The following is a 26327-nucleotide window of genomic DNA, read 5'->3' on the forward strand; positions in this document are numbered from 1 at the left end:
CCCGCTCGGGGAATAGGTCCCCGGACGGCCTCGTTGGGAATGGTGTCACCCGCCCCGCCGCGCCGGCGGTCCGCAGCCCTGGAGGTCACGATGGATCCGACGACCCTGTTCAGCTACGAGCGACACGTCGACTCGCGCTCCCTGCGCGGCCGCACCCTGCTGGTCACGCTCGGCGCCTACAGCGATGCCGGCGATGCCCAGAAGCTGGTGGACGATCACCTCCTGAACACCCTGTCCAGCCGCGTCGTGGGTCGGCTGGACATGGACCAGGTGTACGACTACGCCGGGCACCGTCCCGAGATCACCCTCGAACTCGACCACTTCGACGACTACGCCAAGCCCGAGATCGTGCTGCACGAGGTCACCGACCTCGACGGGGAGGCGTTCTTCCTGCTCACCGGGCCCGAGCCCTCGTTCCAGTGGGAGCGGGTCGCGAGTGCTCTGCGGATCGTGGTCGAGCAGCTCGGCATCGAGCGCACCCTGCTCCTGCAGGGATTCCCGGCGCCCGTCCCCCACACCCGGGAGCTGCCGGTGACCCGCTTCGCGGGCGACCCCGACTCGATCAGCGTGCGACGCACGATGCCGGGAACCTTCCGTCTGCGCGCGCCCTTCACCGCGCTGCTGACCATGCGCCTGTCCGAGGGCGGCCACGAGGTGGTGGGGCTGACCGTCCACGTCCCCCAGTACCTGCACGAGATGTCCTACCCCGACGCGGCGCTCGCGCTGCTCGGCGCGATCGGCGAGGAGCAGGGCCCGGAGGTCCCCGCCGGTGCTCTCGAGGCGCAGGCCCAGCCGGTGCGGGACGCCATCGCCGCGCAGGTCGAGGCCCAGCCGCCGCTGCAGGAGATGGTCGCCGGGCTCGAGTCCCGCTTCGACCGGATGATCACCTCCGGGGCCGGGGCCGAGGTCCCCACCGCGGAGGCGATCGCCGCCGAGGTCGAGGAGTACCTGGCGAGCTTCGGGACCGGGGACGCCGATGGCCCGGACGAGGAGTCCGGTGAGGACCCCGGTGCGCCCGAGGGGCCTTCCGCTCCCGAAGGTCCTTCCGCTCCCGGGGGTCCGCCGAGCCCTGCGGGCGGCGACGACCCCGTGCAGGGGTGAACGGAGCGGTCAGCGCAGCACGACCCGCTCCCCCGTCACCTCGCGAGGCAGCTCCGGGTCCGCCACGGCGGTGATCTGGATCCCGGTGAGCGTGACGTTCCCCGCGAGGGTGGTCATGAAGGCGGTGTCCGCGGCGTCCTGCCCGGTCGCGATGCGCACCATCGAGCTGCGCGGGGCGAGGTGCGTCGAATCCAGCACCAGCCAGCGGTCCTCGATCAGCGCTTCCACCACGAGATGGAAGTCCATCGGACTGAGCCCCGGTGCATAGACCGAGGAGCAGCGGGCAGGGATGCCCCCGGCCCGCAGCAGGGTCGCGGTGAGATGGGCGTAGTCCCGGCAGACTCCCTGGCGCGAGACGTAGGTGGAGCGGGCCGAGTCGGTGATCGTGCTGGAGCCGGGCACGTAGTCGAGGTGGCCGTGCACCCAGTCCACCACCGCGTCGGCCGCCTCGAGGCCTCCGCGCCCGCCGACGACCTCCTCGGCGATCTTCTCGAACTCGTCGACCTCGCAGTAGCGCGAGGGGCGCAGGTGCAGGACCGCGTCGGCCTCGTCCGCGGCAGGAGGCGTCGCCGGCCGAGCTCCGCGGGCCTCGTAGACGATCTCGACCTGCCCCTCCGGCAGCCCCTGCACGAGGTGGAGACGACTGCCGAATCGGTCCCGCGTCTCCGTCACCTGATGGGGCACCCCGTCGGCGAGGACCTGCAGCGTCTCCTCGGCCACCGGGGCGTCGGAGATCGCCACCAGCAGGGCGATGTCCGTCCCCTCGGCCACGTCGGCCCTCATCCACGCGTGCACATGTCGTTCCACCCCACCAGTGTCCCGCATGGTCGCTCCCCGATGCACCTCTCCCGGCCCGGACGGAGGTCATGCTTTGCCGAGGCGTGATCTCGGACATAGGGTTGTGACCCACCGGTCGTCGGCACGCCTTCGCGGTCTCCCGCCGACCCGGTGGTCGGCCCCGACGAGGGTCCCGCCGTCTCCGCCCGTCACCGCCGAGGAGCAGCAGTGCAGATCTCCGTCCAGCTCTACAGCGTGCGCGAGGCGTTCGCCGAGGATCCCTCCGGGACGCTCCGTCGACTGTCCGAGATCGGCTTCGCGGCGGTCGAGCCGTTCGGGCTCATGGAGCACGCCCAGACCCTGCGACCGCTCCTGGCCGAGACCGGGCTGAGCGCCCCGTCGACCCACGCGTCCGTGATGGCGGACCGGGACCCGGCCCGGGTGTTCGCGACGGCGGCCTCCCTCGGCGTGCACACGGTGATCGATCCGTCCTGGGACCGCGAGCCCTGGGGGTCCGAGCAGGACGTCCGCGTCGCCGCCGAGCGGTTGAACGAGCTCGCCGGGATCGCCGCCGAGCACGATGTCCGCGTCGGCTACCACAACCACGACGTCGAGACCCGTCCCGTGTTCGACGGGCTGTGCGCCCTCGATCTGCTCGCCGACCATCTCGACCCCCGGGTGGTGATCGAGCTGGACACCTTCTGGTCCGCCGTCGGCGGCACCGAGCCGGCCGCGCTCCTGGAGCGGCTCGGCCAGCGCGTGCAGCTCGCGCACCTCAAGGACGGGCCGCTGCAGGGCGACGTGCGCGATCAGCTGGTCCTCGGAGAGGGCGACATGGACCTCCCCTCGATCCTCGCCGCCGCCCCCTGGCTCGAGCTCGGGGTGATCGAGTTCGACGGCTTCGACGGCGATGTCCTCGAGGCCGTCGCCCGCTCCTACGCCGTTCTCGGCGATCTCCTCGGGGAGGTGCGGTCATGAGCGGCGCGACCGGTCCCGTCGGCGTCGGCATCATCGGGGCGGGCGTCATCGCCGCCCAGTACCTCACGGAGTTCGCCGCCATGGCGGACATCGACGTGCGCGCGATCGGGGACCTCCGGGAGGAGGCCGCCGCCGCCCGCGCCGCAGAGTTCGGCATCCCGCGCCACGGCTCCGTCGCGACGGTGCTCGAGGACCCGCGGATCGAGATCGTCGTCAACCTGACGATCCCCGCCGCCCACTACGCCGTCTCCCGCGACATCCTCGCCGCCGGCAAGCACGTGTGGACCGAGAAGCCGCTGGTCACCACCCGTGAGGATGCCGCAGAGCTGCTCGCGCTCGCCGCGCAGGAGGGTCTGAGGATCGGCGCCGCGCCCGACACCGCCCTCGGGGCCGGCGTCCAGACCGCGCTGCGGGCCCTGCGCGACGGGGAGATCGGGGAGCCCCGCTCGGCGCTCGCGCTGATGCGGTCCTGCGGTCCGGAGTCCTGGCATCCGAACCCGGACTTCCTCTTCCAGCGCGGTGCCGGGCCGCTGTTCGACATCGGCCCCTACTACCTCACGGCGCTCGTGCTCGCCTACGGTCCGGTCGACTCGGTCTCCGCCGTCGGCTCGCGGACCTCCTCCACCCGCACCATCGGCTCCGGCCCCCGGGCCGGGGAGACCTTCGAGGTCGAGGTCCCCACCCGGGTGCAGGGCCTGCTGCGCTTCACCGCCGGGACCGTCGCCGCCGTCGAGTTCTCCTTCGACGACGCGATCGATCGCCCGCACGTGCTCGAGCTCGCCGGCTCCACCGGCACCCTCGACCTCCCCGATCCCAACCAGTTCTCCGGGGTCGTCGGACTCGCGGCGCGGCGCGACGAGGACTGGACCGAGCGGGAGTCCGTCGGTGCGGTCGCCGGTCGCGGTCTGGGCACCCTGGAGATGGCCCGGGCCCTCCGCGCCGGGCGCCCCCACCGGCTCACCGGGGAGCTCGCCGCCCACGTCCTGGACGTAATGATCTCGCTCGAGGACGCCACCCGCACCGCCGAGTCCGTCGCGGTGAGCTCGAGCGCGGAGATCCCCGCGCCGATGCCGGTGGACTTCGACCCGGAGGCCGCGACACTGTGACCGTCGGCCCCTGACCGCAGGCCCCGGAGCGCCGGGCCCTGACCGCTCGCCCCTGACCGACCCGTTCCCGAAGGAGCTCTCCGTGCCGGACCCCAACGCCCGACCGCTCGGCATCGCCATGATCGGCTACGCCTTCATGGGCCGTGCCCACTCCCAGGCCTGGCGCACCGTCGCCGCGGCCTTCGACGTCCCGCAGGTCGCCCGTCGCGTGATCGTGGGCCGCGACGAGAGCGCGGTGGCCGAGGCCGCGCGGCGCCTGGACTGGGAGGAGCACTCCACCGACTGGCGCGCGGTCATCGACCGCGAGGACGTGGACGTCGTCGACATCTGCACCCCCGGCTTCCTCCACGCCGAGATCGCGATCGCCGCCCTCGAGGCGGGCAAGCACGTGCTGTGCGAGAAGCCGCTGGCGAATGACGCCGCCGAGGCCGAGGCGATGGTCGCCGCGGCCGACGCGGCGCAGCGGCGCGGACAGATCGCCGCGCTCGGCTTCACCTATCGGCGCGTGCCCGCGCTGGCACTGGCCAAGCGATACGTCCAGGAGGGGAAGCTCGGCACGGTCCGTCAGGCGAAGGCCGCCTACCTGCAGGACTGGCTGGTGGACGAGGAGGCGCCGATGAGCTGGCGGCTGCGGCAGGAGACCGCGGGCTCGGGCGCGCTCGGCGACATCGCGTCCCACGCGATCGACCAGGTCCAGCACCTCACCGGGCAGTCCGTCACCGCGGTCCGCGGCCGGCTCGCCACGATCGTTCCCGAGCGTCCCGGTCAGGACGGCCCCGAGGCGGTCACCGTCGACGACGCGGCCTGGGCGACCCTCGAGCTCGACGGCGGCGCCCTCGCCTCCGTGGAGGTCTCCCGGATGGCGACCGGTGCGAAGAACCGCCTCACCGTCGAGCTGTTCGGCACTCGCGGAGCGCTCCGCTTCGACCTCGAGAACCCCAATGAGCTGTGGTTCCTCGACGCGACCCGCCCGGTCGCGGAGCAGGGCTTCACCCGCGTGCTGGTCACCGAGCCGGAGCACCCCTATCTCGAGGCCTGGTGGCCGCAGGGGCACGTGCTGGGCTGGGAGAACGCCTTCAGCAACCAGGCCCGGGACCTGCTGGTCGCGATCCGTGACCGGGAGACGACCGACGCCCCCGGGTACTCCCCCGACTTCGCCGACGGCCTCGCCCTGCAGCGCGTGCTCGACGCGATCATCGCCTCCGACGCGGCCGACGGCGCCACCGTCGCCGTGACCGACCACCTCCACCGCTGAGAAGGAGAATCTCCACCATGGCGCATCCGCACACCCTGTTCACCGGCCAGTGGGCCGACCTCACCCTCGACCAGGTCGCCGAGCTCGCGGCCGGATGGGGCTACGACGGTCTCGAGATCGCCGTGTCCGGCGAGCACCTCGATGCCTCCCGCTGGGACGACGAGGAGTACGTCGCCGAACGCCTGGGGATCCTCGAGAAGCACGGGCTGAAGTGCTGGGCGATCTCCAACCACCTCAAGGGCCAGGCCATCTGCGACGACCCGATCGACTTCCGCCACCAGGCGATCGTCGGCTCCGCCGTCTGGGGCGACGGCGATCCCGAGGGGGTGCGACAGCGGGCCGCCGAGGACATGAAGAACACCGCCCGACTGGCCCGGAAGCTCGGCGTGGACACCGTCATCGGCTTCACCGGATCGAAGATCTGGAAGTACGTGGCCATGTTCCCACCCGTGCCGCAGGAGGTCATCGAGGACGGGTACCAGGACTTCGCCGACCGCTGGAACCCGATCCTCGACGTGTTCGACGAGTGCGGGGTGCGCTTCGCCCACGAGGTCCATCCCTCCGAGATCGCCTACGACTACTGGACCACGCGCGCCACCCTCGAGGCGATCGGCCACCGCGAGGCCTTCGGCCTGAACTGGGACCCCTCGCACTTCATGTGGCAGGAGATCGATCCGGTCTCCTTCATCACCGACTTCGCCGACCGCATCTACCACGTGGACTGCAAGGACATCCGGGTGCGCGTCACCGGGCGCAACACCCGCCTGGGCTCGCACCTGGCCTGGGGCGATCCTCGCCGCGGCTGGGACTTCGTGTCCTTCGGTCGCGGGGACGTGCCCTGGGACGCCGCCTTCCGTGCCCTGCGCTCCATCGGCTACGACGGACCGATCTCGATCGAGTGGGAGGACGCCGGCATGGACCGCCTGCACGGCGCGAAGGAGGCCATCGAGCACCTGCGCACGCTCGACTACCCGGTCTCCGAGGTGTCCTTCGACGCCGCGTTCAGCAACCAGGGCTGAGGCGCCGATGAGCAGCGGAACGAACGCCGAGCGCGAGGACCTCGCCCGGACCTTCCTCGCCCTCGGCCCCGCGGCGCCGACGATCCTGCCCGGCTGGGATGCCGCCGACCTGCTCCAGCACCTGCTTCTGCGCGAGAGCGCGCCGCACGTGATGATCGGGCGGCGACTGCCCGGAGCGCTCGGGGGGCGCTCGCGCGCACGGCTCGACGAGCTGAGAGCGGAGCCCTGGTCGGAGCAGGTGGAGCGCGTGCGTCGGGGCCCCGGGCCGCTCTCCCCCGCCGGCAGGATCGATGCGCTCAGCGGGCAGGCCGAGCAGCTGATCCATCACGAGGACCTGCGACGGGCCCAGGACGGCTGGGAGCCGCGCCGCCTCGGCACCGGCGCCGCGGAGGGGGCGTGGCGTGCGGTGGGGCTGATGGCACCGCTGGCGATGTCGGTGCAGGCCGACGTCACGCTGGTCTCCCCGCTCGGCGGTCGCCGGCAGCGCTCGCGCCGCTCCCGGGGAGGGCTGCGCGTGCACGGGGAGCCGCTCGAGCTGCTGCTGTGGGTGAGCGGACGCGACGAGGTCGCCCGTGTGCGGATCCATGGCGACGAACCGGCGCTGCAGGCGCTGCGGGAGGGCCGTCGCGGGCTGTGAGAGCGGCGCCGCTCAGCCGCGCTCGAGCAGGAAGAGCCGCGGATGGTGCCCCTTCTGGAAGAAGCGGTGCTCGGTGAGCGGGCGCCAGCGCGACGGCGCGGTCTCCAGCACCCGGTGCATCCGGGTGATCTCGTGGGTGAGCACCCCGAGCCGGGCCCGCGGCGCGGCGAGCTCCGCGGCGCGGTGCAGGAGGTCCTCGAGGAGCCGCTGGTTCGCGGCGTGCTCGCCGTGGGTCGTCCCCCAGGGGGGATTGGTGATGACGCGGGTGAAGCCCGGCTCGAGCTCCGTCTCGAGCACGTCCCCCACGATCCAGTCGATGCGTCCGCGGCGGCGCGCCGCGCGCTGGTGCTCGCGGGCGGCGTCGATCGCGGAGGGGTCCAGATCGACCCCGACGGCCCGGGACGGCGCGATCTCGTGCAGCTGCTCGACGAGGAAGGTGCCGGAGCCGCAGGTCATGTCGAGCACCGAGTCCTCGCCGCTCACCCCGAGCAGGTCCAGCACGCTCGCGGCGATCGTGGCGTTGACGGCTCCGGGATAGTTCACGGTGCGCCACGCCCGGGTCGCGAGCGGACGCGGGGTGGTGCGCAGCAGCATCTGCCAGGTGCCCGGCTCGGCACCCCGCCGCACCCGCACCACCAGGTCGCCCTCCGGGTCGACGGGCAGGTCGACGAGCTCGGCGAGGGTCTCGGCCAGTCGCCGCATCTCCGGGGTGTCGGCCCCGGCCGCCTCGAGACGCAGGCCGTGGAAACGCTGCCGGGGGCGCTGGCGCCGCACCTCCCCCAGCAGCTCACCGAATCGCTGCAGGACGGAGGTCTCGCGCAGCTCCCGCGGACGGCGCGCGGGAACGGTGAGTCCGGTGGAGGCCGCGACCACCCGGCGGAGACCGCGCACGGCGTCCAGGTCATCGGTGCGCAGGCCCAGCTCGGTGGGTCCCACCCGCCAGGCGGGCCCGAGCTTCTCCGCCTCCGGCAGCGCGCTCGCACCGCACCCTTCGAGCACCTCGAGCACGAGCTCGTGGGTGATCTGCGTCATCGGCTCCCCCTGATCTGCTGCCGGCCGATCTCCTGCTGATCGCGCGATGTGGGCAGGTTACCGCTCGCGGTGTCCCGGACGTGCGGCCCGGGTCGGTAGACTGCCCGGGTGTTCATCGTGAGTGTGTGTTCCCTGAAGGGCGGCGTCGGCAAGACGTCGGTGACCCTGGGCCTGGCCTCCGCCGCCCTGCACCAGGGGGTGAACGCCCTGGTGATCGATCTCGATCCGCAGGGCGACTCCACTCTGGGGCTGCTCGGCGAACCGGCCACCGGCCTCGACATCGCCGAGGTGCTCTCGTCCCCGCGCACCGAGACGATCGACCGCGCGATCATCGAGACGCCGTGGGCTGCGGATGCGGCGTCCCACCTGGACATCATCCCCGGATCCAGCCGCTCGGCGGTGATGGACTCCCCCTCCCCCGGGCCCAAGGACGTGCGACGCCTGCATCAGGCGCTGGACAAGCGCACGCACCAGTACGACCTCGTGCTGATCGACTGCCCGCCCTCGCTCAACGGCCTGACCCAGATGGCGCTGGCCGCCTCCGACCGCTCGCTGGTGGTGGCCGAGCCCGGCTTCTTCGCGGTCACCGCCGCGGACCGCGCGCTCAAGCTCGCCGTGGAGATGCACGAGGACGCCATGGCGCCGCGCCTGCAGCCGCTGGGGCTGGTCGTGAACCGCTACCGCCCGCGCTCGGTCGAGCATCAGTACCGCCTGGCGGAGCTGCGCGAGCTGTTCGGCGACGCGGTGCTCGAGCCCGTCATCGAGGAGCGTGTGGGCCTGCAGCAGGCGCAGGGCGGTGCGGTGCCGCTGCACACCTACGAGGGCGCCTCCGGCCGGCGGCTCACCGAGGACTTCGATGCCCTGCTGGGCACGGTCATGGACTCGCGCCAGAACTCCTGATCCCGGCCCCGCGGTTCCCGGTCACGACCGGGCATCGCGCCACGACCCGGCATCGCCGGCGCACACGACGAGAACGGCGAACCCCTTCCCGGGGTTCGCCGTTCTCGGTCGGTGGTGCGGAGTGCTCAGCCCGCAGCGCGGGAGCGACGGCGGGCGGCGAGCTCGTCCTGCAGCGCGAGGGCGGCGTCGTCGGCCGGGTCGACGCTCGGCAGCACGGCGAGGTCGTTCTCCACCTCACGCCAGACCCTGCCCACGGCGATGCCGAACACGCCCTGACCGCCCTGGACCAGGTCGAAGACGTCCTCCGCGGAGGTGCACTCGTAGACCGAGGCGCCGTCGCTCATGAGGGTGATGCCCGCGAGGTCGTCGACCCCGCGCTCGCGCAGGGCCGAGACGGCGACACGGATCTGCTGGAGGGAGACGCCGGTGTCCAGGAGCCGCTTGACGACCTTCAGCACGAGGATGTCGCGGAAGCCGTACAGGCGCTGGCTGCCGGAGCCGTGCGCGGCGCGCACGCCGGGCTCGACGAGTCCGGTGCGCGCCCAGTAGTCGAGCTGCCGGTAGGTGATGCCGGCGGCCTTGCAGGCGGCCGGGCCGCGATATCCGAGCTCCCCCGGAGTGTCCACGAGATCGTCGAACAGCACGCCCTGGGCAGGCTCTGCGGGGACGGTGGACTGCTCAGTGCGATCATCGCCTCGAGTGGCGTTCACGGCTACCTCCGGGTTCCGGCTCTCCGAGGGGGAAGGGCGAGAGCACGTGCCCAGGGTAGCGCGAAGTGCCCGTCGACCGACAGCAACGCGCCGCCCGAAGGTCACGGACCGGCATCGGCGCGAACGCCTCAGCTGTCGCGGAGCTTGGTGCGCAGCACGGCGCTGTGCAGGGTGATCAATGATTCGCCGAGGTCACGGGCGTAGTCCTCGGCCTCGCCACGGGCCGCGGAGTCGCCGGGACGCGAGCGGGGACGCGCCACGGAGCGGATCATATGGGCCTCGCGCTCGGCGGCGGTGCGCAGCATCACCAGGTGCCGCGGGTGCAGCCCCTCCTCGGCCAGCTCCCGGGCGGCGGTGACGATCTCGAGCTCGGCGGCGCCGTGGAACAGCGCCCCCTCCGCCAGCAGGCCGTACTGCTCGAGCTCCGCGAGGAACTCCTCGTCGACGGCGGCCTCTCGGGCCAGCCCGCGTCGGTCCAGGCGCACGGCCTGCAGCGTGGAGCTGGGGCCGGGGCGGGAGGCGATCGAGGTGACCTCGGAGTCGACGCCGTGCTCGAGCAGATGCTCCTTGATGACCTTGAGCGGCCAGAAGCGGTCCCGCTGCGCGCGCAGGACGAAGCGCAGCCGCTCCACGTCCTCGCGGCTGTACTTGCGGTAGCCGGCCGGCGTGCGCTCGGGCGCGATGAGCCCCTCGGACTCGAGGTAGTGCAGCTTCGAGTGCGCGAGGTCGGGGAACTCGTCCCGCAGGATCTCGAGCACCTGCCCGATGCTCAGCCGTGAGGCTCCGGGCGAGCTCGGCCTGCGCGAGGCGGAGGCCGGCATGCGGTCAGTCCGTCCCGGGGACGTCGTGGTAGGTGAGCCGGTACTTGCCGATCTGCACGTCCTGACCGGCCTCGAGGCGGGCCTCGTCGACCCTGTCCTTGCCCACGTAGGTGCCGTTCAGCGAGCCCAGATCGCGCACCAGGAAACCGTCGCCGTCACGGACGAAGGCGGCGTGCCGACGGGAGACCGTGACGTCATCGAGGAAGATCTCGCTCTTGGGGTGCCGCCCGGCGATGGTGGTCTCGGAGTCGAGCAGGAAGCGCGCCCCGAGGTTGGGCCCCTTGCGGACGATGAGCAGCGCGCTGCGCGGCGGCAGGTTCTCGATCGCCCGACGGTCCTGGGAGGAGAGGCCGGACTCGACATCGTCCACGGGGTCGCTGGGAGAGATCGCGCTCAGCTTCGACGTGTGGTCGAGATTGTCGTCGTTCCATTCGGCATTCCCTGACACCGTGCACCCCTTCCTGGCCTGCTGCGGACCCCGTGCTCTGAGTGCACAGGATTCGGCCCCTCCATCTTTGCACGCCGCAGGGACCGAACGGGACCGTCAGAGCCAGGTCGGGTCAAGACTTGACGATCACTTGACCACCCGCGAATGCTCCGGTGCGCGAAGCTCCACGACGGCCTCGATGCGGATGTCGTCGTCTCCCGTCGCCGCCAGCGTCCCGCCGTCGCCGGCGACGGAGTCCGCCGCCCCACCGGGGATGCGCAGCGCAGGCTCCATCACGGAGGGATCGCCGATCGCGCGGATCTCGTACGGCGCCTCGATCCTCGTGCCGTCGACCAGCAGTCGACCGTCCGGACCGGTGGTGATCGAGGTAGAGGCGACCACGCGCACCTCCCCGACCTGGATCACCTCGGCGCCGGCATTGCGCAGCTCCTGGATCACGCCGAGCAGGGTCGGGGCGCGCAGCCCCTGGGAGGGGTCGGCGATCGAGACGACGATGCCGCGTCCGTGGGCGGGGGCGGTCCCGGCGAGGATCTCGAGATCCGCGAGCCGCTCCTCGGCGGCATTCTGCGCGGCCACGTCGTCCTCCCGGCCCGAGCGCAGCGCCTCCAGGGTGCGGTCGAGCTCGGCGTTCTCGACCTCGAGGTCCGAGGCGTGCCGTCCCGACTCGTCCAGGAGCCGCACCAGCTCCTGCTGGCTGGCGCCCTCGAGGGAGTCGTCCCCCTGGCGCACCTGGGCGGCGATCGAGAGTCCGACCAGGAGGCAGAGCAGACCGACGATCACCTGGGGGACGGTGGTCCGGGGGCGCAGGGTCTCCCGCAGCCGCCTCCATGCCAGCCGCTGCTGCTGGGGGGTGTGCGGGGAGCGGGTGCCGTCGCTCATGACCGGAACAGGAGCCGACGGATCGCCGCGGCGTTGGAGAAGATGCGGATTCCCAGCACCACGATCACCGCCGTGGAGAGCTGGGAGCCCACGCCGAGCTGGTCGCCCAGGAAGACGAGGAAGGCGGCGATCATGACGTTGAAGAGGAACGAGGTGATGAACACGTGGGCGTCGAAGGCGCCGTCGAGGCTGGCGCGCAGGCCGCCGGCGAGGGTGTCCAGAGCGGCGACCACCGCGATCGGGAGATAGGGCTGGAGGCCGGCGGGGACATCGGGCTGGAGCACGAGGCCCAGCACGACGCCCAGCACCAGGCCGACGATGGCGATCACGGTGAGTCCTCCTCGGTGCCGCGCTCGGCGGCGGTGGATGCGCCGGCGGGCGCGTCCTGCTCTGTGGTGGCGGTGTCGGCGGTCGGGGTGTCGGCGGCCGGGATGTCGTCGGTCGAGGAGGCGGGCGCCCCGTCCCCGCTCCCGGTGAGCACGGACGCCTCCCTCAGGGTCCCGACCGAACGCGCGGGCACGGAGGTCTCGTCCTCGGACTCCCAGGACACGAGGATGCCGTAGCGGCTGGAGATCTCCTCGAGATACGCGCCGGTCTCCGCGGTGGCGACCGCGCCGCGCAGCTGATGCGGGTCCCCCAGGGCGGTGATGCGGTACGGCGGGGACAGGGGGCGGAAGTCCACGAGGATCGCCGACCCCGCGGTGCGGATCGCCGAGGTGCTGCTGACCCGTTGGCCGTTCACGGCGATCGCCTCGGCCCCGGCGGCCCAGAGCCCGTTCACCGCGATCTGCACGTCGCCGTCGGTGACCCGGTTGGCGCTCGCGGATCCGCCGCCCGGGCTCGAGGGGAGCGGCGCGGAGTCCTGGAGGACGAGGACGACGCCCGGCCCGCTCATCGCCACCGCCGCCCCGGCCCGCTCGAAGTCGCCGAGGCGCTCGGCGGCGCCGGCCTCCTCCAGCACGGCGCTCTGGGCCTCCGCGATCTGCCCCTCGAGCTCGCTCTGGCGCTGCTCGAGCTGCTCGGCCTCGGCGCGGGTGCCGAGCACCTCCTGCTCCAGGAGCGCGCGGGGGCCGTCCGCGGAGGCGGCCTCGTCGCGCAGCCCGAGCACCGAGACGGAGACCGCGAAGCCCAGCACGAGGGCGAGCAGCACGGTGACCATGCGCATGGCGGCGCTGTCCGGCGGTGCGGCCTCGGCGGCCGGGTGCTCGTCCTGGCGCAGCGTGTCCACGCCGTAGGGGTCGGCCGTCAGGGCGCGCAGGAGGGAGGTGGGCGAGTAGGGCGTCTCGCCATGGGGTGTCGAATGCTCGGCCTCGCGCATGTCCGCAGTCTAGGAGCGCGAGGCGGGCGCAGCCGTCAGACCCGCGGGACGTCAAGCTCGTCGCGCGGCAGCGTCGCGAAGTCGACGCGCGCCGCCCCTGCCGGTTCCGGAGCGCGGGCGAGGACGAGGAAGCGGCTCACCGTGGCGACGAACGGGCCCCTGCGCGTGCGTGCGTGCAGCTCCTCGAGCAGCTCCCGGTGCCGATCCGCGTCGAGATCGGCAGGAGCGTCCCAGGGGACCCTGCGCAGGGAGCGCAGCAGGACCGGCACGTCGTCGAACTCGTAGCGTCCGTGGAAGGCATCGGCCCGATCCACCCGCAGTCCGGCCGCGACCAGGTCGTGCACCGCGTTCTCGAGCGTGACCTCGCCGAAGGGTCGATCGTGGCCGAACAGCTCGCCGATCTCCCGGGCGTCGTCCCCGCCCACCTGCTGGGTGAGGAAGGCACCTCCCGGGGCGAGCACCCGCGCGATCTCGTGCGCGTCGAAGGACTCGTGGCGGTCCAGGATCAGGTCGAAGGAGGCGTCCGGCACCGGCACGCGGGCACGGCGGGGGTCGGGGTCGTCGGGGTCGTGCTCGAGCACCTCGATGCCGAGCGGGGCGAGGCGCTCCCTGGCGACGGGGACGTTCGGGGGCCACCCCTCGGTGGCGAGGGTGCCCGCGGGCAGCACGTCGGCGAGGGAGGCGAGCACCTCTCCCCCGCCCGTGCCGAGGTCCAGGACCCGATCGGACATGGCGGCGAGGTTCTCCACCAGGGTGCGCCACCGCCAGGGAGGCTCCTCCTCGCGATAGCCCGTCAGGGTCGAGAAGTCCCAGCCCGCGGGCTCCTCGGCCAGGGCGTCCCGCCAGGCCTGCAGCTCCTGCTCGTCGATCATCGACGGTCCTCCTGTCAGCGGGCGGACGACGGGCCCGACCCCACTATCGCATCCGCCGGTCCCGCTCCGGACGCGACGCGGGTGCCGCAGGTCACGCCCCCGCCGATTCGCTCCGACGCGCCGGGCGGGGTACTGTATTCCTCGGTCCTCCCGCCGCGGAGGATCACGGGCTGTGGCGCAGTTTGGTAGCGCACTTGACTGGGGGTCAAGGGGTCGCAGGTTCAAATCCTGTCAGCCCGACATTGGAAGGTCGTTGACCAGGGATAACACTGGTCGGCGGCCTTCGTCATGTCGTCCCTCGTTGCTGTTGGTGGTCATTTGGTGGTCATGCGGTTCCTCCTCGGTGTTGGCGGTGGTCTCGGTGGCCGTTCGGGCGAGCTCGCGGTCGCGGGCGGCGTCCATGGCGTCGGCGACCTCGTCGAGGCGGTCGGGCCAGAGGTGCCCGTACACGTCGAGGGTCATCGAAGCGTCGCGGTGGCCGAGCATGGTGCGGACGACCTGGACGTCGGCCCCGGCGGCGATCGCCGATGAGGCCGCGGTGTGGCGGAGCTTGTGCGGGGTGAGGCCGCGCCCGGCGAGGTCGGCGTCGTGGGCGGCGTAGGTGAACACTCGGGTGCGCCAGTTGCCGTCGTTGACCGCTCCCCCGCGCGGCGCGCGGAAGACGAAGGCGTCGGCGGGCTGCCCCGAGAGGAGCGGCTCGAGAGCCTCGGTCACGGCGCGGGTGAGGGGGACGGAGCGGCGTTCGTGGTTCTTCGGGGTGTCCAGCACGCGGTTGCTGTCGGCGTCGATGGTCCATGTCTGGCGGACGTGGGCGCGGCGGGCCCCGAGGTCGACGTCTCCGACGCGGAGTGCGGTCGCTTCGCCGATGCGGACGCCGGCGTAGGCGAGGAACAGGACCAGGGCGCGGTCCATGCTCGAGCCGGTCACGCCCTGGGCGGCGGTGGCGAAGGCGTCGACCTCGCTGTGCGTCAGGAAGACCATGTCCTTCTGTGCCGGGCGGGGGCGCTTGACCTTGTGGGCGACGTTGGTTCCGACGCGGCCGGTCTCGACGGCCCACTCGAGCACGGCGCTTGTGAGGGTGGTCAGGTGCTTGATCGAGTTCGCGGCGAGCGGGCCCCGTTGAGTCTGCCGGATCGTCTCGCCGGTGCCGCGCTTCGTGTACTCAGACGGCGCGCGTCCGGCGGCGAGGTCGGCGACCCATGCGGCGACCTGCTCGCGGGTGATGGTGCCGACGCGGCGGTGTCCCCACTGCGGGAGGACGTAGGTGCGGGCGTCGCGTCGGTATCGGGCGAGGGTTGCGCCCTTGAGGTCGACGCGCCCGGCGAGCCAGGTTTCCCATAGCTCCCCGAAGGTGACCTGTCCGGCGTTGGGGTCACGGTAGGTGCCGTCTCGGGTGGTGGTGCCGACCTGCTCGGCGTAGTTCTGGGCGTCGACCTTGCGTGCGAACGTCTTGGTGCGGCGGCGCTTCGTTAGGGTGCCGCCGGGGCCGGGTTCCTCAGCCCACCAGACCACGAGCCAGCGTGACCCCTGGCCGTGACGGGGCGTCGGCGTGCCGTCCTTGGTCTTCCAGCGGTCATCGATCCACGCGCGGGCCACAGGTCAGCGCTCCGTGTTCACGGGGTCGACGATGGGCCGCATGTTTTCCTCGCTGTGGTCGTCAAGGAATCGCTCAAGGGCCTCGGCCATGGTCTCGAGATGGGCGATGGTGAGCACGTACCCGTTCGCGCGGCGTGCGCGAATCTGCGTCGCCCCGGTGAGGGCGGCAAGGGTGGCCTCTGAGGCCGGGAGCCGGTTGTGGCCGTGCTCGTCTTCGGGGGCAAGGGTCAGCTCGTTCTCGATCGCCCGGTCGATCCATCCGCGGGCTTCTGTTGTGGCGGCCTCGAGGCGTTCCCATGCCTGGTACACGGTGCGAAAGCCGGCGAGGGCGGCCTCACGTGCGCGCTCGGTAGCGATGCCTGCCGGGTCGAGCGCGTCGCCCTCTGCGATGGGTGCGTAGTCGGCCATTTCTGCGAGGTCCGCCCCGAGGATCGACGCGAGCACCAGGGCCTCGTTGAGGGTGACCTGACGGTCCCCCGTCTCGATTCGGCCGATAGCGCTCTGCCAGATGTGCAGTCCCTCGGCCTTCGCTCGGCGGGCTAGTTCGGCCTGGCTGATTCCGGAGAGCTCGCGGCGGCGGTGCAGCTCTCGGGCGAACGTCTCCTCGAATCGGACGGGCGGCGCGACTGTGGTCGCGTCCTGTTCCTTCGGCATGTTTCCGGCTCCTTCGTGATGGGACGCGTCCACTCTAATGCTCACGGTTGGTAAGCGCTAGGGGTTGCGTCGCCGTGTTGCGTGTGCCTATGTTCTTCCTATCGCTCCCGGTTTGCTACTCGCCACGAGTAGCAGGGCGATCGCTAGGAGGATGAAATGAACGTGAAGTGGCTGACTGCGGGAGACCTCTCGGAGCGGTGGGGCATCCCCGCACCGACGCTGGCGGGCTGGCGATACCAGGGCAAGGGCCCTCGCTACATGAAGCTCGGCGGCGCGGTGCGCTACCGACTCGAGGACGTCGAGGCGTTCGAGAACGAGAACCTGATCGGGGCGGACCGGTGAGCCCGGTTCAGGCACCGCACCAGTGCGGTGTCGAGTGCTCGACCGATCCGGTGGACGGCTCCGTGATCCACAGCGACCTGGTCGGTGTGGTGGAGGGCGTCGAGGTTCGGGCGGCGTGCGCCGACAACGAGCCGCGTGTGCTGATTGACACCGGCGGAGTCGTCGACATGGACCGGTGCGCCGCGGTGCGCCTCGCCGTCAGGATCCTCACGGCCGCCGCCCGTTTCGAGGGCCCCGGCGCGCGATGAGCGGCGAGGGGCGCGCCGATGGGGCGCGGTGGTCACGATGAGCGTCGAGTTGCAGCGTGAGGTGCGCGCCTACGTCGAGGCGACGACGCTTGCTGGGGCGGGCTTGTCCCCCGCTGAGGCGCTCGTGCTGTACGAGCTCGCCGACATGGCGCAGGACAAGGATCGCGACGGGTTCCCTGCACGCACGGCGCTCCCCGACCGGGAGGTGTTCGCCGCCCGGTGCGGTCTCTCGGTCGACGGGCTCCGCAAAGCGCTCCAGCGCCTCGCCGTGCGTGGGCTCGAGGTCCGGGTGGCCGTGAGCACTGACCGCAACGGAGAGCCGATCTTCGCCGTGCCGGGGCGGCGCACTCGGTTCCGGCTTCCGCACCTCTCACGGCTGACTCGTGAGGCTGAGGCGAGTAGGTGGGACGAGAGGACTACCAAGGTGGGACGAGAGGACTACCTAGGTGGGACCAGCGTCCCGCCTGACCGGGACGAGGTTCCCGCCTCGGCAGGACGAGAGGACTACCTCAACCCAAAGGAACCCGAAGGAGAACCCGAAGGCGAACCGGAAGGGGAACCTTCCGATCGCTGGCGCGATCGGGGCCGACGCGGGGCGTCGTCCGCGCGTGGACCGGCAGGAGCTCTCGACGTTCCCGAGTGGGTCACAGATGAGGAGACCGCATGGGTGTTCCTCAACGACGTACTGAACGGGCCGCACGAGGCGACGGTCCGAGGCATTCTCGCGAGCCACCCTCGAAGCATTCGAGCAGCGGTGCACATCGCCTTCAACACGATCAAGGACCAGGAGGCGGCGTGACGACACGAGCAGGACGGACCCAGGTGCGGGCGTATACGTGGCGGGAAGGCGAGCTGCGGACCCCCGGCGCGATGGTCAAGGTTCCGGGCACAGGCCGGAGTCTCTGGCTCCGCGGCTCGGACCTCTCTCACGTCGCAGAACAGCTACGTGCGGTCCTCGAGCAGATCGAGGGCGAGGAGCAGCGATGAACAGGCGAGGGCTCCCACAGCGGGATGACGACCGGACCTCGCTGGGGCTTGCGCCGGCTGAGGTCGACGACGCTCACGCCTGCGTGGACGGGTGGCGGCTGCGGGATCAGCCCGGCGGGCCACTCCCCTGCCCGAGGTGCAAGCCGCACCTGGTGCGGCGCTTCGACCCCGTCACGGGTCGGACGCATTGGGTGATCGACCGATCGAAGCTCCCGGCGAAGGGCCGGGGACGGAACAGGAGGACGGGATGACGGTGAAGGTGGACGGGTTCGGGGTCGAGCATCGGGAGCATTGCGAGATGCCGCGGTGGCGGACGGCTGAGGTGATGCGTCGGGGTGTGGGGTCGCTGCGGGTGCAGCAGTGCGTGTCCTGTGGGGTGGTGTGGCGGGCTGGTGACGCTGCGGGGACGGTCCGTCACCGTGCCGGCTATGCGGGGGTGGTGCGGTGACGGGCGGGGTGAGCGTGCTGTCGCACATGGTGCCGGCGGGTGCGGTGGCGGAGTGGGCTCGGCTGACTGCCGCCGTGATGACCGGGTCGGTCGAGGTGCCGTGTGCCGGGTGGCAGCGGGAGCTCTGGCACGGCGAGACGAAGGCAGAGCAGGCCGCCGCGGTGCGGTTGTGTCTCGAGTGCCCGGTGATGGTGGAGTGCGCCGCCTACGCGGACGCCGCCGGTGAGCGGTGGGGCGTGTGGGGCGGGGTCACGGAGAGGGAACGACGACGAGCAGGACGAGCGGAGGCGACGGCATGAACGACGAGGTGCGGGACGAGGGCGCGATGGTGCCGGAGTCGGTGATCGGTGCGATGTTCGATGCGGTGGCGGTGCTGTCCGCGTCATGGGCGGAGGACGACGAGGGGCTCGCGGCCGCACTGTCGGGGATGGACGTCGCGGAGGCGCGGTCGGTGCTCGGCGTCATGCCCTGGCTGGTGAAGTTCGCGCTCATGGCCGACGCCGGCACGGACCCGGGCGCGTTCCTCGCCGGCGTGCACGGAGACCTCGTCCGCCTCGCGGCCGGGGAGGCCGGGCTGTGAGCGGGTGGGCGGAGGTGCGGCCGGAGCCCGGCGACCGTGACCGGCTCGGCCCGGGTGAGGTGCCGGAGGGGACGCCGGGTGCGGTGCCGTGCCGGTACGAGGTCGACCTGTTCGGGCGGCGGGTCCCGGTCGCGTGGACGGTCCCGGTCGAGGGTGCCGCGGATCACTGGCGGTAGTCGCCACGGGTGCCCCGTCGCTCGAACGGTTGTTCGAGTGGCGGGGTATCCTGTTCCTGTCGGTGCACGTAACGGCGAGGCGACCCGGGCTGGGCGTAAGTCGGAGGCGGAGCGCGGGACACGGAACACGAGGACGACCGCCATGGGGGCGGCGTCCCTGAGCGCACGGCAGCACGCCCGTCACGGGGTGGCCGTAGTTCGCGCTCTCTACTCTCTCCGGTCGCGCCCGCGGTGCTGGCGCGGCCCCTCAGCACGAAGGGTGCACACGATGAATCTCAAGGAACAGCGCAAGCAGGCTCTCGACGAGGCGCGGGCGATCGCGGAGCGGGCGAAGTCCGCGGGCCGGGACCTGACCGACGCGGAGGTCACCACGATCGATGCGAAGGTCGCGGAGGTCGCAGAGCTCGACAAGAAGATCACCGCCGCGGCGAAGTCCAAGGACGGGCTCGACCGTCTCGCCGGCATCGGGAAGTACGAGTCCAAGACCGGCGGTCTCGATCCGTTCGACGAGGACGGCAGCGAGTGGCCGGCCGTCGACGCGCCCGTCACGACCCTGTTCTCGTCCAAGCACGCCGGGGAGCTCGTCGCCCGCGGGCTCATGACGGCGAACGGCCCCGGTGGACAGAAGGCCGTGCCGACCTCGGTCGCGCGGACGATCCCCATCTTCGTCGATCCTGAGCCCGTCGGCGAAGGCGGCCGACAGGACTCGATCTTCGACATCATCCCCGCGGTGACCGCGATCACGCCGGCGTGGACGTACCGTCGGGCGACGACCCGGGAGCTGGACGCGCGGATCGTCGGCACCGGCGAGGTGAAGCCCTCGAGCGTGCTCGACTTCGAGGACGTCACGAACAAGCTCGGCGTCATCGCGACGCTGGCCGGCCCCATCAGCGAGCAGACCCTTCAGGACTACCGGGAGCTGGTCCGGTTCATCAACACGGAGCTGCTGCTCGGCATCCGGCTCCGGCTCGAGGACGAGGTGTTCTCCGGCAGCGGCGAGCCGATCAACTCGACCGACGATCCGACCAAGGTCGTGGGCGAGCACTTCCAGGGCATCCTCAACACCACGGGCGTGCTCGAGCAGGCGTTCACCGGTGACGGCCTCGGATCGATCGCGGTCGCCACTACCCGCCTCGAGGCCGACGGGTACACCCTCTCCGGAATCGCGATCCACCCGGACGACTGGGTGACCCTGACCACCGCCCGCAACGCGTCCGGGGCGTACGACCTCGGTGGCCCCGTCGACCCGGCAGCCCGCACCGTATGGGGCCACCCGGTGCGGCTCACCCGCGGCCTGCCGGCCGGCACCGCGCTCGCGGTCACCGCCGGCTCGGCAGCGATCCGCCCGCACCTGAACGGGCTCGAGGCCCGCGCGGTCACCATCAACGACGACGCGGCCCGCAACCAGGTCCGCATCCGCGTCGAGGGACGGTTCGGGTTCGACCTCTACCGTCCCGGCGGGCTCTGCACGATCCAGCTCACCGACGACGAGGGCGACGAGGGCGAGGGCTGATCATGGCCGGCGAGCAGGACGACGAGCGCACGGGCACCACGGACAGCACGCCGCGCGGCGCGCTGGCCGCGGAGACCACCGCGCCGTTCGACCTGCTCGATCCTCCACCGCGGACGCTCGGGAGCCCATCGCGGACCCTCGAGCTCCTGCGGCGACTCGGACTCTGAGCAACGCGAACAGCCTCGGTGGTCTCACGACTGCCGGGGCTGTTCCATGCCCGGAAGCGCTGTGCGGCCCGTAGACGGTGCAGAACGGAGCGCGGGTGTCCCGGCATCATCCGGCGTGCGATCGTCCGTCCTGCATCGCGCGTCGCGCCGGCGGCCGCCCTCTCTCCCCAGGGGGAAGGGGGGTCGCGATCCTGACCAGGCCGGGGCACCCGAGGGGGGTGCGGTTAGCGTTCTCTCTCTCCGACGGGGCCACGGGGGGTCACGCGCGCGCCCGCGCGCATGGACTGACCGCTACTCGGGGTAGACGGTCGGGCATGATGCGGGGATGGAGCTGCCGCTGATCCCGTTGGTCGTCCTCGTCCTCTGTGTCCTCGGCCTGTGGGGGCTGATGCGCTCGACGAAGCGTGGCGACTCGTCGACGGCGGAGCGTCCGGAGGCGGAGGCTGATCGGGTCCCGCTGGTCGTGCGTCGTGAGGAAGCGGCTGCCGCGCGGGCTGACCCCGTCGAGCCTCGGGAAGGTGCGCCGCCGTCGAAGTCGGACACGTACCTGAGCGAGGAGGAGTCGACGTTCTACCTCGTGCGGGACTCGTCGGGTCGGTTGCCGGTGCACGTCGCGGGCGGTTGGTTCCAGCACCCCGAGACCGGCAAGCGGGTGGGGCCGGGGAACCGGGCGCTTCAACGGGCCGGGGTGTGGAGCTACACGGTTCGCGGCACGGCCTACTACCCGGAGGACGGGATCGCGGGTAACACCTCGCCGGGGGCTCGAGTGCGGTTCCGTCGGGAGCCGGAGAACTCGCACGACCCGAACGCGGTCGCGGTCCTGGCGCTCGACGCGGACGGAGAGGCGCGCCGCGTGGGGTACGTGAACAAGGGCTATGCCCGGACACTCTCGAAGCGGCTCGCCGCCGGCGAGACGATCAATGCCCGGTTCATTCGGGGCTCCCTCGCGGGCGTGCAGCACGACGGGATCGCGGTCGTCGAGACGTCGTCCGAGGACATGCGGCGGCTGTTCCGTCGGTAGGCGTGGCGACGCCCCCGGGAACCGTGGTCCTCGGGGGCGTCGTGTTGGTGGGTCAGCGCTTGGTGCTGAGCACGCTGGAGTCGCGGCCGTCGATCTGGTCCGCGGCCTCGAGGAGCGCGGCGGCGGTCTCGCGAGCCTGGCGGGCGGTCATGGGCTCGTCGTCGACCACGAGGATGACGTGGCGCTCGTAGCCGTGGCCGTCATGCATGGTCTGGACGCTGAGTGCGGCGCGCTCTGTGCGGACGTGGTCGGTGTGGGTGACGACGGAGCTGCTGTCGGTGCTGGTGGTGGTGTTCGGGGTAGTCATGGCGCTCTCCTTGGTGGTCATTTGGTGGTCATGAGGTGAGAATCGGGCCAGTTCTGGTCGGTCCCATTGGGTAGCCGGGTCCGGACTGTTCGTGCAGGTCATCGGCACTATCGGGGCGATTCCAGCAATGGCCCGATCGATAGCGATCTGGCTTGATTGGGTCAAGGGGTCGCAGGTTCAAATCCTGTCAGCCCGACCGAATCCCTGAACGGGCGCCCTCCGGAATCCGGAGGGCGCCCGTTCAGCGTTCGGGACCAGGACTCGGCCCCGGCGCTCCGCCCCAGGCCTCAGCCGCGGGCCGGCCCCACCCAGACCTGCTGGGCGTTGACGAACTCGCGGATGCCGTGCGGGCCCAGCTCACGTCCGTAGCCGGAGCGCTTGATCCCGCCCGAGGGCAGGCGCGGGTCGGTCTTGACGATGCCGTTGACCGAGACCTGCCCGGCCTCGATCCGCCTCGCCATCGCCTCACCGCGCTCGGTCGAGGTCCAGATGCTCGCCCCCAGCCCGTACGGGGTGTCGTTGGCGATCGCGAGAGCCTGCTCGGCGTCGTCGGCCGCCATCACCACCGCCACCGGACCGAAGGTCTCCTCGGTGCAGGCGCTCATCCCGGGCTGCACGTCCGTGAGCAGGGTGACGGGATAGAAGTACCCCGGCCCGTCGGGCATCTCGCCGCCGAGCACGCAGGTGGCGCCGGCCTCGACCGAGGAGGTGACCTGACGGTGGAGGTTCTCGCGCAGCTCCCCGCGGGCGATCGGCCCCACCTGGGTGCCGTCCTCCGACGGATCGCCCACCACCAGCGCCGAGAGCCGCTCCGCGAGCAGCTCGACGAAGCGATCGTGCACCGAGCGCTCCACGATCACGCGCTTCGCGGCGATGCAGGACTGCCCGGCGTTGATGATGCGCGAGAGCGCCGAGACCTCGGCGGCCCGCTCGAGGTCCGCGTCGGCGAGCACGATGCAGGGGTCCGAGCCGCCGAGCTCGAGCACCGCGGGCTTGATCTCGCTCGCGGCGATCGAGGCGACGACCGACCCCGCACGATCCGATCCGGTGAAGGAGACGGCCTGGATCCGCGGATCGCGGATCACCTGCTCGACGTCCTCGGTCGCGGCGTGCAGCGCCTGGAACACTCCCTCGGGCGCGCCGGCGGCCCGGAAGGCCTCCTCGATCGCGGTGGCGCAGCCGGGCACGTGGGGGTCGTGCTTCATGACCACGGTGTTGCCGGCCATCAGGGCCGGGGACGCGACCCGGGAGGCGAGCCAGAACGGCGCGTTCCAGGGCAGCACCCCCAGGACCGTGCCGAGCGGCAGGTGCTGGACGTAGGACGAGCTGGCGTCCGAGGCGATGTGCTCCGCGGCCAGGTACTCCTCCGCGTGGTCCGCGTAGTGCTCGGCCGCGCTCGCGGCCTTTCCCACCTCGCCGCGCGCCTCGGTGATGGGCTTGCCCATCTCCTCGGTCATCACCGGTGCGTACCGCTCGACGTTCTCGCGCAGCTCGGCGGCGACGGCGCGCAGCACCTCCGCGCGCTCGGCGAAGCCGGTCTCCTTCCAGCTCAGGTACGCGGTGCGGGCGCGGTCCAGGACCGCCTCGATCTGCTCGCCCGTCGCGGCGGGCACTTCGCGGGCCACCTCACCGGTGGTCGGGTTCACGGCTCTCAGCATGCTCATGTGCGGCTCCTCTCGAGGATCGGTGCGGTGGCGCCCTCGTGGACGGTGAAGTCCTCGGGCAGGGTGAAGAACGAGGCGCAGCCGTCCTCGGTGACGCGCACGGTGTCGGAGATGCCGACGGTCTTGTTCCCGTCCACCCCCCACATCCACGGGATGAGGTGGAAGGTCATCCCCTCCTCCAGCGGACGGGGATCGTCCGCCATGAGGGAGAGGATGTACCCCTCGTCCCAGGACGGCGGGAAGGCGATCCCGATCGAATAGCCCGCGCGGGTCACCAGTCTCGCGCCGACGTCGTTGCTCTCGATGATCGACCGGGTGAGCGCATCGACCTCGCCGACGGTCACCCCCGGCCTGATCAGGGAGCGCAGCTCTGCCAGGGCGTGCTTCATGAGCTCCTGCGCGGAGTGCATCGAGTCGCTCAGCCCGCCGTTGACCACGGTGCGCATCATGGCGGTGTGGTAGCGCCGGAAACAGCCTCCGACCTCGAGGAAGACATGCTCCCCGGGCTGGATCGTGCGCCCTTCCCAGGTGGAGTGGCCGATCATCGTGCGAGGTCCGGAGGCCACATAGGGCATCACCGCCGGGAACTCGCCGCCGACCCGGAACATCGCCGAGGAGATCGCCGCAGCGACGTCGTTCTCGGTCGCCCCGACGACGGCGGCCTGCTGACCCGCGACCATCCCGGCCTCCGCGGCACGGGCGGCGCGCTGCATCACCTCGATCTCCGCAGGGGACTTGCGGACCCTGCCCTCCTCGACGATCCCGAAGCAGTCCACCAGGCCGTCGCCGAAGGCGTCGTGGAAGCGATCCTGCTGATAGGCGGGGAAGTAGTAGCTGTTGCGCTCGTACCCCACCCGGGCGTCGCCGAGCCGCAGGTCCCGCAAGGTGCTGACCAGCTCGAGGATCGCGTCCCCGGTGTCGGGATAGGCACGGGAGTGCGCGAGCCAGGTGCGCTCGGTGACGTTGGACTCCTCGAGGGCACGGGTGATCATCACCGAATCCGACGCCAGCGGCACGATCAGCGCCTGGAAGAAGGAGTACCCCGTGGTCTGATGATCGGTGAGGTACATCAGGTTCTCGGGATCGGTGATGATCACGGCATCCAGCTCGCGCTGCGCCATCCGCTCCCGCAGACCGTTCAGCCGACCCTCGTACTCCTCGGGAGCGAACGTCATGTCGTCCCGGCGGCGCATCAGACGGCCCTCGACGCGGCGTCGATCGCCTCGGCGAGCAGGCCCAGGCCCTCCTCGAGCTCGTCCTCGGGAATGGTCAGCGGTGGGATCAGCTTGATCACCTTCCCTCCGGAGCCGCAGGGGCCGATCAGCAGGCCGCGCTCGAAGCATTCCTGCTGCACCTGCTTGGCGAAGGCGCCGTCCCCGGTGTCCAGCGCCTGCATCATGCCGCGCCCGCGCACCTCCCACTCCTGCTCGGGGTGCGCGGCCGCGATCTCCACGAGCTTCTCGCGCATGACCTCGCCCTTGGCGAGGACGTCGGCGAGGAACGACTCGTCGGTGAAGTAGTCCAGTGCCACCGTGCCCGCGACGAAGGACAGGCCCTGCCCGCGGAAGGTGCCCGTGTGGGCGCCGGGCGACCAGTGGTCGTCGATCTCGGGCTTGTTGAGGTTCATCGCGATCGGGGTGCCGAATCCGCCCAGCCCCTTGGCCAGCGTGATGATGTCAGGGTCCAGATCCATCCCGTCGAAGGAGAAGTAGCTGCCGGTGCGGCCCACTCCCGCCTGGATGTCGTCGATGATGAACAGCGCACCGATCTCCCGGGCCAGGTCCTGGATCTCGTGCAGCCACTCGCGGCTGGCCACGTTCACGCCGCCCTCCGCCTGGATGGACTCGACGAGGAAGGCCGCCGGCGGGGTGAGGCCGCTCGAGGGATCCCGCAGCGCTGCGGCGTACTCGGCCACCCCCGTCGCGCCCCCCGGGGCCGTCTCGAAGGGAAGGCGCACCACATCGGTCAGCGGCACCCCGGCCCACTGCCGGAAGGCATGGTTGGCGGTCGCGGCCAGAGAGCCCAGGGTCATCCCGTGGAAGCCGTGGCTGAAGGCGACGATCTCCCGGCGACCGGTCGCGCGGCGTGCCAGCTTGAGTGCCGCCTCGACCGCGTTGGATCCCGTCGGCCCCATGAACTGCATCCGATGGTCCATGCCGCGCGGCGCGAGGACCACCTCGTGGAAGCGGGCGACGAAGTCCCGCTTCGTGGTGGTGTAGGTGTCGAGGCTGTGGGCGACGCCGTCCGCCTGCAGGAAGGCGATCAGCGCCTCCTTCATCCGCGGATTGTTGTGCCCGAAGTTGAGCACCCCGGCGCCGGCGAAGAAGTCGAGATAGGACCGACCGTCCTCGTCGACCTGCCGAGCGTTCGACGCCGAGGCGAACACGGTGGGGTAGTTGCGGCAGTAGCCGCGGATGGTGGACTCGTGCTCTTCGAAAACTGTGGTGTCCATCGGAGACCTCTCATCACGGGAGGAGGCGACCTCGATCTCCATGCCCGGCCCTCATAGCGAAGATCGCCCCTACTGGCAAGCATGAACCGGTGTGCTGACCATCACCCACCGTGTCCTGCCCCGTCAAGTCCGCATCCGGGCGAGTCTGATCCGTGATCTTCCGTCCCAGCTCAGCGCAGTGAAGACCGCTCGGTATTCCGAGCGCTCCCGCCCGCGATCGACCCGTCCGGGAAGCCGCTCCACCCTCCGGCGCACGGACCGCCGGGACGCGCGGCAGCGGCCCCTGAGCCGTGGAAGACTGGCACCGGCTCATCACGAC

Annotated in this window: 30 protein-coding genes and 1 tRNA gene; 16 read left to right on the forward strand and 15 right to left on the reverse strand. The window is 71.6% G+C overall.

All coding sequences use genetic code 11. The annotated features are described in order from the left end of the window. Positions 1–90: 90 nt before the first annotated feature. Positions 91–1101: a PAC2 family protein gene (locus tag ACT3SP_RS03220; RefSeq protein ID WP_444585791.1), complete on the forward strand. Its 1011-nt coding sequence runs from the start codon at positions 91–93 to the stop codon at positions 1099–1101. A gap of 9 nt (positions 1102–1110) precedes the next feature. Here ACT3SP_RS03220 and ACT3SP_RS03225 read toward each other — a convergent pair whose 3' ends face one another. Continuing rightward, positions 1111–1908: a transglutaminase-like domain-containing protein gene (locus tag ACT3SP_RS03225; RefSeq protein WP_444585792.1), complete on the reverse strand. Its 798-nt coding sequence runs from the start codon at positions 1906–1908 to the stop codon at positions 1111–1113. Between the two features lie 198 nt (positions 1909–2106). Here ACT3SP_RS03225 and ACT3SP_RS03230 point away from each other — a divergent pair, with 198 nt between their 5' ends. From ACT3SP_RS03230 to ACT3SP_RS03250, 5 genes are all read left to right on the forward strand, one after another. After that, the gene (locus ACT3SP_RS03230) at positions 2107–2856 is read left to right on the forward strand and encodes a sugar phosphate isomerase/epimerase family protein (RefSeq protein ID WP_444585793.1); all 750 of its coding nucleotides are present in this window, start codon (positions 2107–2109) and stop codon (positions 2854–2856) included. Beyond that, positions 2853–3962: a Gfo/Idh/MocA family protein gene (locus ACT3SP_RS03235; protein ID WP_444585794.1), complete on the forward strand. Its 1110-nt coding sequence runs from the start codon at positions 2853–2855 to the stop codon at positions 3960–3962. Before ACT3SP_RS03230 ends, ACT3SP_RS03235 begins: the two co-directional genes overlap by 4 nt. Positions 3963–4080: 118 nt before the next feature. Then, positions 4081–5217 (forward strand): Gfo/Idh/MocA family protein, encoded by a 1137-nt coding sequence (locus tag ACT3SP_RS03240; protein WP_444585923.1) that lies wholly within the window; start codon positions 4081–4083, stop codon positions 5215–5217. 17 nt (positions 5218–5234) lie between these two features. Continuing rightward, the gene (locus tag ACT3SP_RS03245; protein WP_444585795.1) at positions 5235–6236 is read left to right on the forward strand and encodes a sugar phosphate isomerase/epimerase family protein; all 1002 of its coding nucleotides are present in this window, start codon (positions 5235–5237) and stop codon (positions 6234–6236) included. Positions 6237–6243: 7 nt separating this feature from the next. Continuing rightward, complete coding sequence (locus tag ACT3SP_RS03250; RefSeq protein WP_444585796.1) at positions 6244–6873, forward strand: TIGR03085 family metal-binding protein; 630 nt, start codon at positions 6244–6246, stop codon at positions 6871–6873. A 12-nt stretch (positions 6874–6885) separates the two neighbouring features. Here ACT3SP_RS03250 and ACT3SP_RS03255 read toward each other — a convergent pair whose 3' ends face one another. Further along, positions 6886–7905, reverse strand: coding sequence for a methyltransferase (locus ACT3SP_RS03255; RefSeq protein ID WP_444585797.1), 1020 nt, complete (start codon positions 7903–7905; stop codon positions 6886–6888). Between the two features lie 108 nt (positions 7906–8013). On the opposite strand from ACT3SP_RS03255, the gene ACT3SP_RS03260 reads away from it, so the two are divergent. Next, positions 8014–8805, forward strand: coding sequence for a ParA family protein (locus ACT3SP_RS03260; protein WP_444585798.1), 792 nt, complete (start codon positions 8014–8016; stop codon positions 8803–8805). 125 nt (positions 8806–8930) lie between these two features. Here the strand turns inward: ACT3SP_RS03260 and ACT3SP_RS03265 are convergent, their stop codons facing one another. The 7 genes from ACT3SP_RS03265 to ACT3SP_RS03295 all read right to left on the reverse strand — a co-directional run bounded on the left by ACT3SP_RS03265 (position 8931) and on the right by ACT3SP_RS03295 (position 13853). Continuing rightward, positions 8931–9515 (reverse strand): MerR family transcriptional regulator, encoded by a 585-nt coding sequence (locus tag ACT3SP_RS03265; RefSeq protein ID WP_444585799.1) that lies wholly within the window; start codon positions 9513–9515, stop codon positions 8931–8933. 128 nt (positions 9516–9643) lie between these two features. Continuing rightward, positions 9644–10336, reverse strand: coding sequence for a transcriptional regulator FtsR (ftsR, locus tag ACT3SP_RS03270; protein WP_444585800.1), 693 nt, complete (start codon positions 10334–10336; stop codon positions 9644–9646). Positions 10337–10340: 4 nt separating this feature from the next. Further along, complete coding sequence (locus ACT3SP_RS03275; protein WP_444585801.1) at positions 10341–10784, reverse strand: FHA domain-containing protein; 444 nt, start codon at positions 10782–10784, stop codon at positions 10341–10343. A gap of 126 nt (positions 10785–10910) precedes the next feature. Continuing rightward, positions 10911–11663, reverse strand: a complete 753-nt coding sequence (locus ACT3SP_RS03280) for a DUF881 domain-containing protein (protein ID WP_444585802.1) — start codon at positions 11661–11663, stop codon at positions 10911–10913. Then, positions 11660–11992: a small basic family protein gene (locus ACT3SP_RS03285; protein WP_444585803.1), complete on the reverse strand. Its 333-nt coding sequence runs from the start codon at positions 11990–11992 to the stop codon at positions 11660–11662. The genes ACT3SP_RS03280 and ACT3SP_RS03285 overlap by 4 nt, the downstream gene beginning before the upstream one ends. Beyond that, on the reverse strand, positions 11989–12981 hold the full coding sequence (locus ACT3SP_RS03290) for a DUF881 domain-containing protein (protein WP_444585804.1): 993 nt from the start codon (positions 12979–12981) through the stop codon (positions 11989–11991). The genes ACT3SP_RS03285 and ACT3SP_RS03290 overlap by 4 nt, the downstream gene beginning before the upstream one ends. A 35-nt stretch (positions 12982–13016) precedes the next feature. Then, a complete protein-coding gene (locus ACT3SP_RS03295) occupies positions 13017–13853 on the reverse strand; it encodes a class I SAM-dependent methyltransferase (protein ID WP_444585805.1) in 837 nt (278 codons plus the stop codon). Positions 13854–14019: 166 nt separating this feature from the next. On the opposite strand from ACT3SP_RS03295, the gene ACT3SP_RS03300 reads away from it, so the two are divergent. After that, positions 14020–14093 (forward strand) — tRNA-Pro (locus ACT3SP_RS03300). Here the strand turns inward: ACT3SP_RS03300 and ACT3SP_RS03305 are convergent. Next, positions 14085–15449, reverse strand: a complete 1365-nt coding sequence (locus ACT3SP_RS03305) for a tyrosine-type recombinase/integrase (RefSeq protein WP_444585806.1) — start codon at positions 15447–15449, stop codon at positions 14085–14087. The two genes, ACT3SP_RS03300 and ACT3SP_RS03305, sit on opposite strands and share 9 nt — an antisense overlap. A 3-nt stretch (positions 15450–15452) precedes the next feature. Continuing rightward, positions 15453–16103, reverse strand: coding sequence for a helix-turn-helix domain-containing protein (locus ACT3SP_RS03310; RefSeq protein WP_444585807.1), 651 nt, complete (start codon positions 16101–16103; stop codon positions 15453–15455). Between the two features lie 156 nt (positions 16104–16259). Here ACT3SP_RS03310 and ACT3SP_RS03315 point away from each other — a divergent pair, with 156 nt between their 5' ends. The 8 genes from ACT3SP_RS03315 (at position 16260) to ACT3SP_RS03350 (ending at position 21585) form a co-directional block, all read left to right on the forward strand. Then, complete coding sequence (locus tag ACT3SP_RS03315; RefSeq protein WP_444585808.1) at positions 16260–16445, forward strand: helix-turn-helix domain-containing protein; 186 nt, start codon at positions 16260–16262, stop codon at positions 16443–16445. 62 nt (positions 16446–16507) lie between these two features. Then, positions 16508–16693: a hypothetical protein gene (locus ACT3SP_RS03320; RefSeq protein ID WP_444585809.1), complete on the forward strand. Its 186-nt coding sequence runs from the start codon at positions 16508–16510 to the stop codon at positions 16691–16693. Between the two features lie 37 nt (positions 16694–16730). Then, the gene (locus ACT3SP_RS03325) at positions 16731–17492 is read left to right on the forward strand and encodes a hypothetical protein (protein ID WP_444585810.1); all 762 of its coding nucleotides are present in this window, start codon (positions 16731–16733) and stop codon (positions 17490–17492) included. A gap of 713 nt (positions 17493–18205) precedes the next feature. Further along, positions 18206–18427: a WhiB family transcriptional regulator gene (locus ACT3SP_RS03330; RefSeq protein WP_444585924.1), complete on the forward strand. Its 222-nt coding sequence runs from the start codon at positions 18206–18208 to the stop codon at positions 18425–18427. After that, positions 18424–18708 (forward strand): hypothetical protein, encoded by a 285-nt coding sequence (locus ACT3SP_RS03335; protein WP_444585811.1) that lies wholly within the window; start codon positions 18424–18426, stop codon positions 18706–18708. Before ACT3SP_RS03330 ends, ACT3SP_RS03335 begins: the two co-directional genes overlap by 4 nt. A 444-nt stretch (positions 18709–19152) precedes the next feature. Continuing rightward, positions 19153–20397, forward strand: coding sequence for a phage major capsid protein (locus tag ACT3SP_RS03340; RefSeq protein WP_444585812.1), 1245 nt, complete (start codon positions 19153–19155; stop codon positions 20395–20397). Between the two features lie 2 nt (positions 20398–20399). Next, complete coding sequence (locus ACT3SP_RS03345) at positions 20400–20564, forward strand: hypothetical protein (RefSeq protein WP_444585813.1); 165 nt, start codon at positions 20400–20402, stop codon at positions 20562–20564. Positions 20565–20889: 325 nt separating this feature from the next. Beyond that, complete coding sequence (locus ACT3SP_RS03350) at positions 20890–21585, forward strand: HIRAN domain-containing protein (RefSeq protein WP_444585814.1); 696 nt, start codon at positions 20890–20892, stop codon at positions 21583–21585. 52 nt (positions 21586–21637) lie between these two features. Here ACT3SP_RS03350 and ACT3SP_RS03355 read toward each other — a convergent pair whose 3' ends face one another. The 4 genes from ACT3SP_RS03355 to ACT3SP_RS03370 all read right to left on the reverse strand — a co-directional run bounded on the left by ACT3SP_RS03355 (position 21638) and on the right by ACT3SP_RS03370 (position 26008). Then, complete coding sequence (locus tag ACT3SP_RS03355) at positions 21638–21892, reverse strand: hypothetical protein (RefSeq protein ID WP_444585815.1); 255 nt, start codon at positions 21890–21892, stop codon at positions 21638–21640. A gap of 287 nt (positions 21893–22179) precedes the next feature. Then, a complete protein-coding gene (locus tag ACT3SP_RS03360; RefSeq protein WP_444585816.1) occupies positions 22180–23556 on the reverse strand; it encodes an NAD-dependent succinate-semialdehyde dehydrogenase in 1377 nt (458 codons plus the stop codon). Further along, positions 23553–24749: an ectoine hydrolase gene (doeA, locus tag ACT3SP_RS03365; RefSeq protein WP_444585817.1), complete on the reverse strand. Its 1197-nt coding sequence runs from the start codon at positions 24747–24749 to the stop codon at positions 23553–23555. Before doeA ends, ACT3SP_RS03360 begins: the two co-directional genes overlap by 4 nt. Then, positions 24749–26008 carry an aspartate aminotransferase family protein gene (locus tag ACT3SP_RS03370; RefSeq protein ID WP_444585818.1) on the reverse strand — a complete coding sequence of 420 codons (1260 nt, stop codon included), beginning with the start codon at positions 26006–26008 and terminating at the stop codon, positions 24749–24751. Before ACT3SP_RS03370 ends, doeA begins: the two co-directional genes overlap by 1 nt. Between the last annotated feature and the right edge of the window lie 319 nt (positions 26009–26327).

The sequence above is a fragment of the Brachybacterium sp. AOP43-C2-M15 genome (assembly GCF_052446295.1).
Taxonomy (GTDB): domain Bacteria; phylum Actinomycetota; class Actinomycetes; order Actinomycetales; family Dermabacteraceae; genus Brachybacterium.

Bases quoted from the DNA above. Each gene is read 5' to 3' on its own strand.
- ACT3SP_RS03220 (WP_444585791.1), top strand. From the start codon at position 91: ATGGATCCGACGACCCTGTTCAGCTACGAGCGACACGTCGACTCGCGC.
- ACT3SP_RS03235 (WP_444585794.1), top strand. From the start codon at position 2,853: ATGAGCGGCGCGACCGGTCCCGTCGGCGTCGGCATCATCGGGGCGGGC.
- ACT3SP_RS03240 (WP_444585923.1), top strand. From the start codon at position 4,081: ATGATCGGCTACGCCTTCATGGGCCGTGCCCACTCCCAGGCCTGGCGC.
- ACT3SP_RS03245 (WP_444585795.1), top strand. From the start codon at position 5,235: ATGGCGCATCCGCACACCCTGTTCACCGGCCAGTGGGCCGACCTCACC.
- ACT3SP_RS03250 (WP_444585796.1), top strand. From the start codon at position 6,244: ATGAGCAGCGGAACGAACGCCGAGCGCGAGGACCTCGCCCGGACCTTC.
- ACT3SP_RS03255 (WP_444585797.1), bottom strand. From the start codon at position 7,905: ATGACGCAGATCACCCACGAGCTCGTGCTCGAGGTGCTCGAAGGGTGC.
- ftsR (WP_444585800.1), bottom strand. From the start codon at position 10,336: ATGCCGGCCTCCGCCTCGCGCAGGCCGAGCTCGCCCGGAGCCTCACGG.
- ACT3SP_RS03280 (WP_444585802.1), bottom strand. From the start codon at position 11,663: ATGAGCGACGGCACCCGCTCCCCGCACACCCCCCAGCAGCAGCGGCTG.
- ACT3SP_RS03290 (WP_444585804.1), bottom strand. From the start codon at position 12,981: ATGCGCGAGGCCGAGCATTCGACACCCCATGGCGAGACGCCCTACTCG.
- ACT3SP_RS03295 (WP_444585805.1), bottom strand. From the start codon at position 13,853: ATGATCGACGAGCAGGAGCTGCAGGCCTGGCGGGACGCCCTGGCCGAG.
- ACT3SP_RS03310 (WP_444585807.1), bottom strand. From the start codon at position 16,103: ATGCCGAAGGAACAGGACGCGACCACAGTCGCGCCGCCCGTCCGATTC.
- ACT3SP_RS03315 (WP_444585808.1), top strand. From the start codon at position 16,260: ATGAACGTGAAGTGGCTGACTGCGGGAGACCTCTCGGAGCGGTGGGGC.
- ACT3SP_RS03325 (WP_444585810.1), top strand. From the start codon at position 16,731: ATGAGCGTCGAGTTGCAGCGTGAGGTGCGCGCCTACGTCGAGGCGACG.
- ACT3SP_RS03330 (WP_444585924.1), top strand. From the start codon at position 18,206: ATGACCGGGTCGGTCGAGGTGCCGTGTGCCGGGTGGCAGCGGGAGCTC.
- ACT3SP_RS03335 (WP_444585811.1), top strand. From the start codon at position 18,424: ATGAACGACGAGGTGCGGGACGAGGGCGCGATGGTGCCGGAGTCGGTG.
- ACT3SP_RS03340 (WP_444585812.1), top strand. From the start codon at position 19,153: ATGAATCTCAAGGAACAGCGCAAGCAGGCTCTCGACGAGGCGCGGGCG.
- ACT3SP_RS03345 (WP_444585813.1), top strand. From the start codon at position 20,400: ATGGCCGGCGAGCAGGACGACGAGCGCACGGGCACCACGGACAGCACG.
- ACT3SP_RS03350 (WP_444585814.1), top strand. From the start codon at position 20,890: ATGGAGCTGCCGCTGATCCCGTTGGTCGTCCTCGTCCTCTGTGTCCTC.
- ACT3SP_RS03355 (WP_444585815.1), bottom strand. From the start codon at position 21,892: ATGACTACCCCGAACACCACCACCAGCACCGACAGCAGCTCCGTCGTC.
- ACT3SP_RS03360 (WP_444585816.1), bottom strand. From the start codon at position 23,556: ATGAGCATGCTGAGAGCCGTGAACCCGACCACCGGTGAGGTGGCCCGC.
- doeA (WP_444585817.1), bottom strand. From the start codon at position 24,749: ATGCGCCGCCGGGACGACATGACGTTCGCTCCCGAGGAGTACGAGGGT.
- ACT3SP_RS03370 (WP_444585818.1), bottom strand. From the start codon at position 26,008: ATGGACACCACAGTTTTCGAAGAGCACGAGTCCACCATCCGCGGCTAC.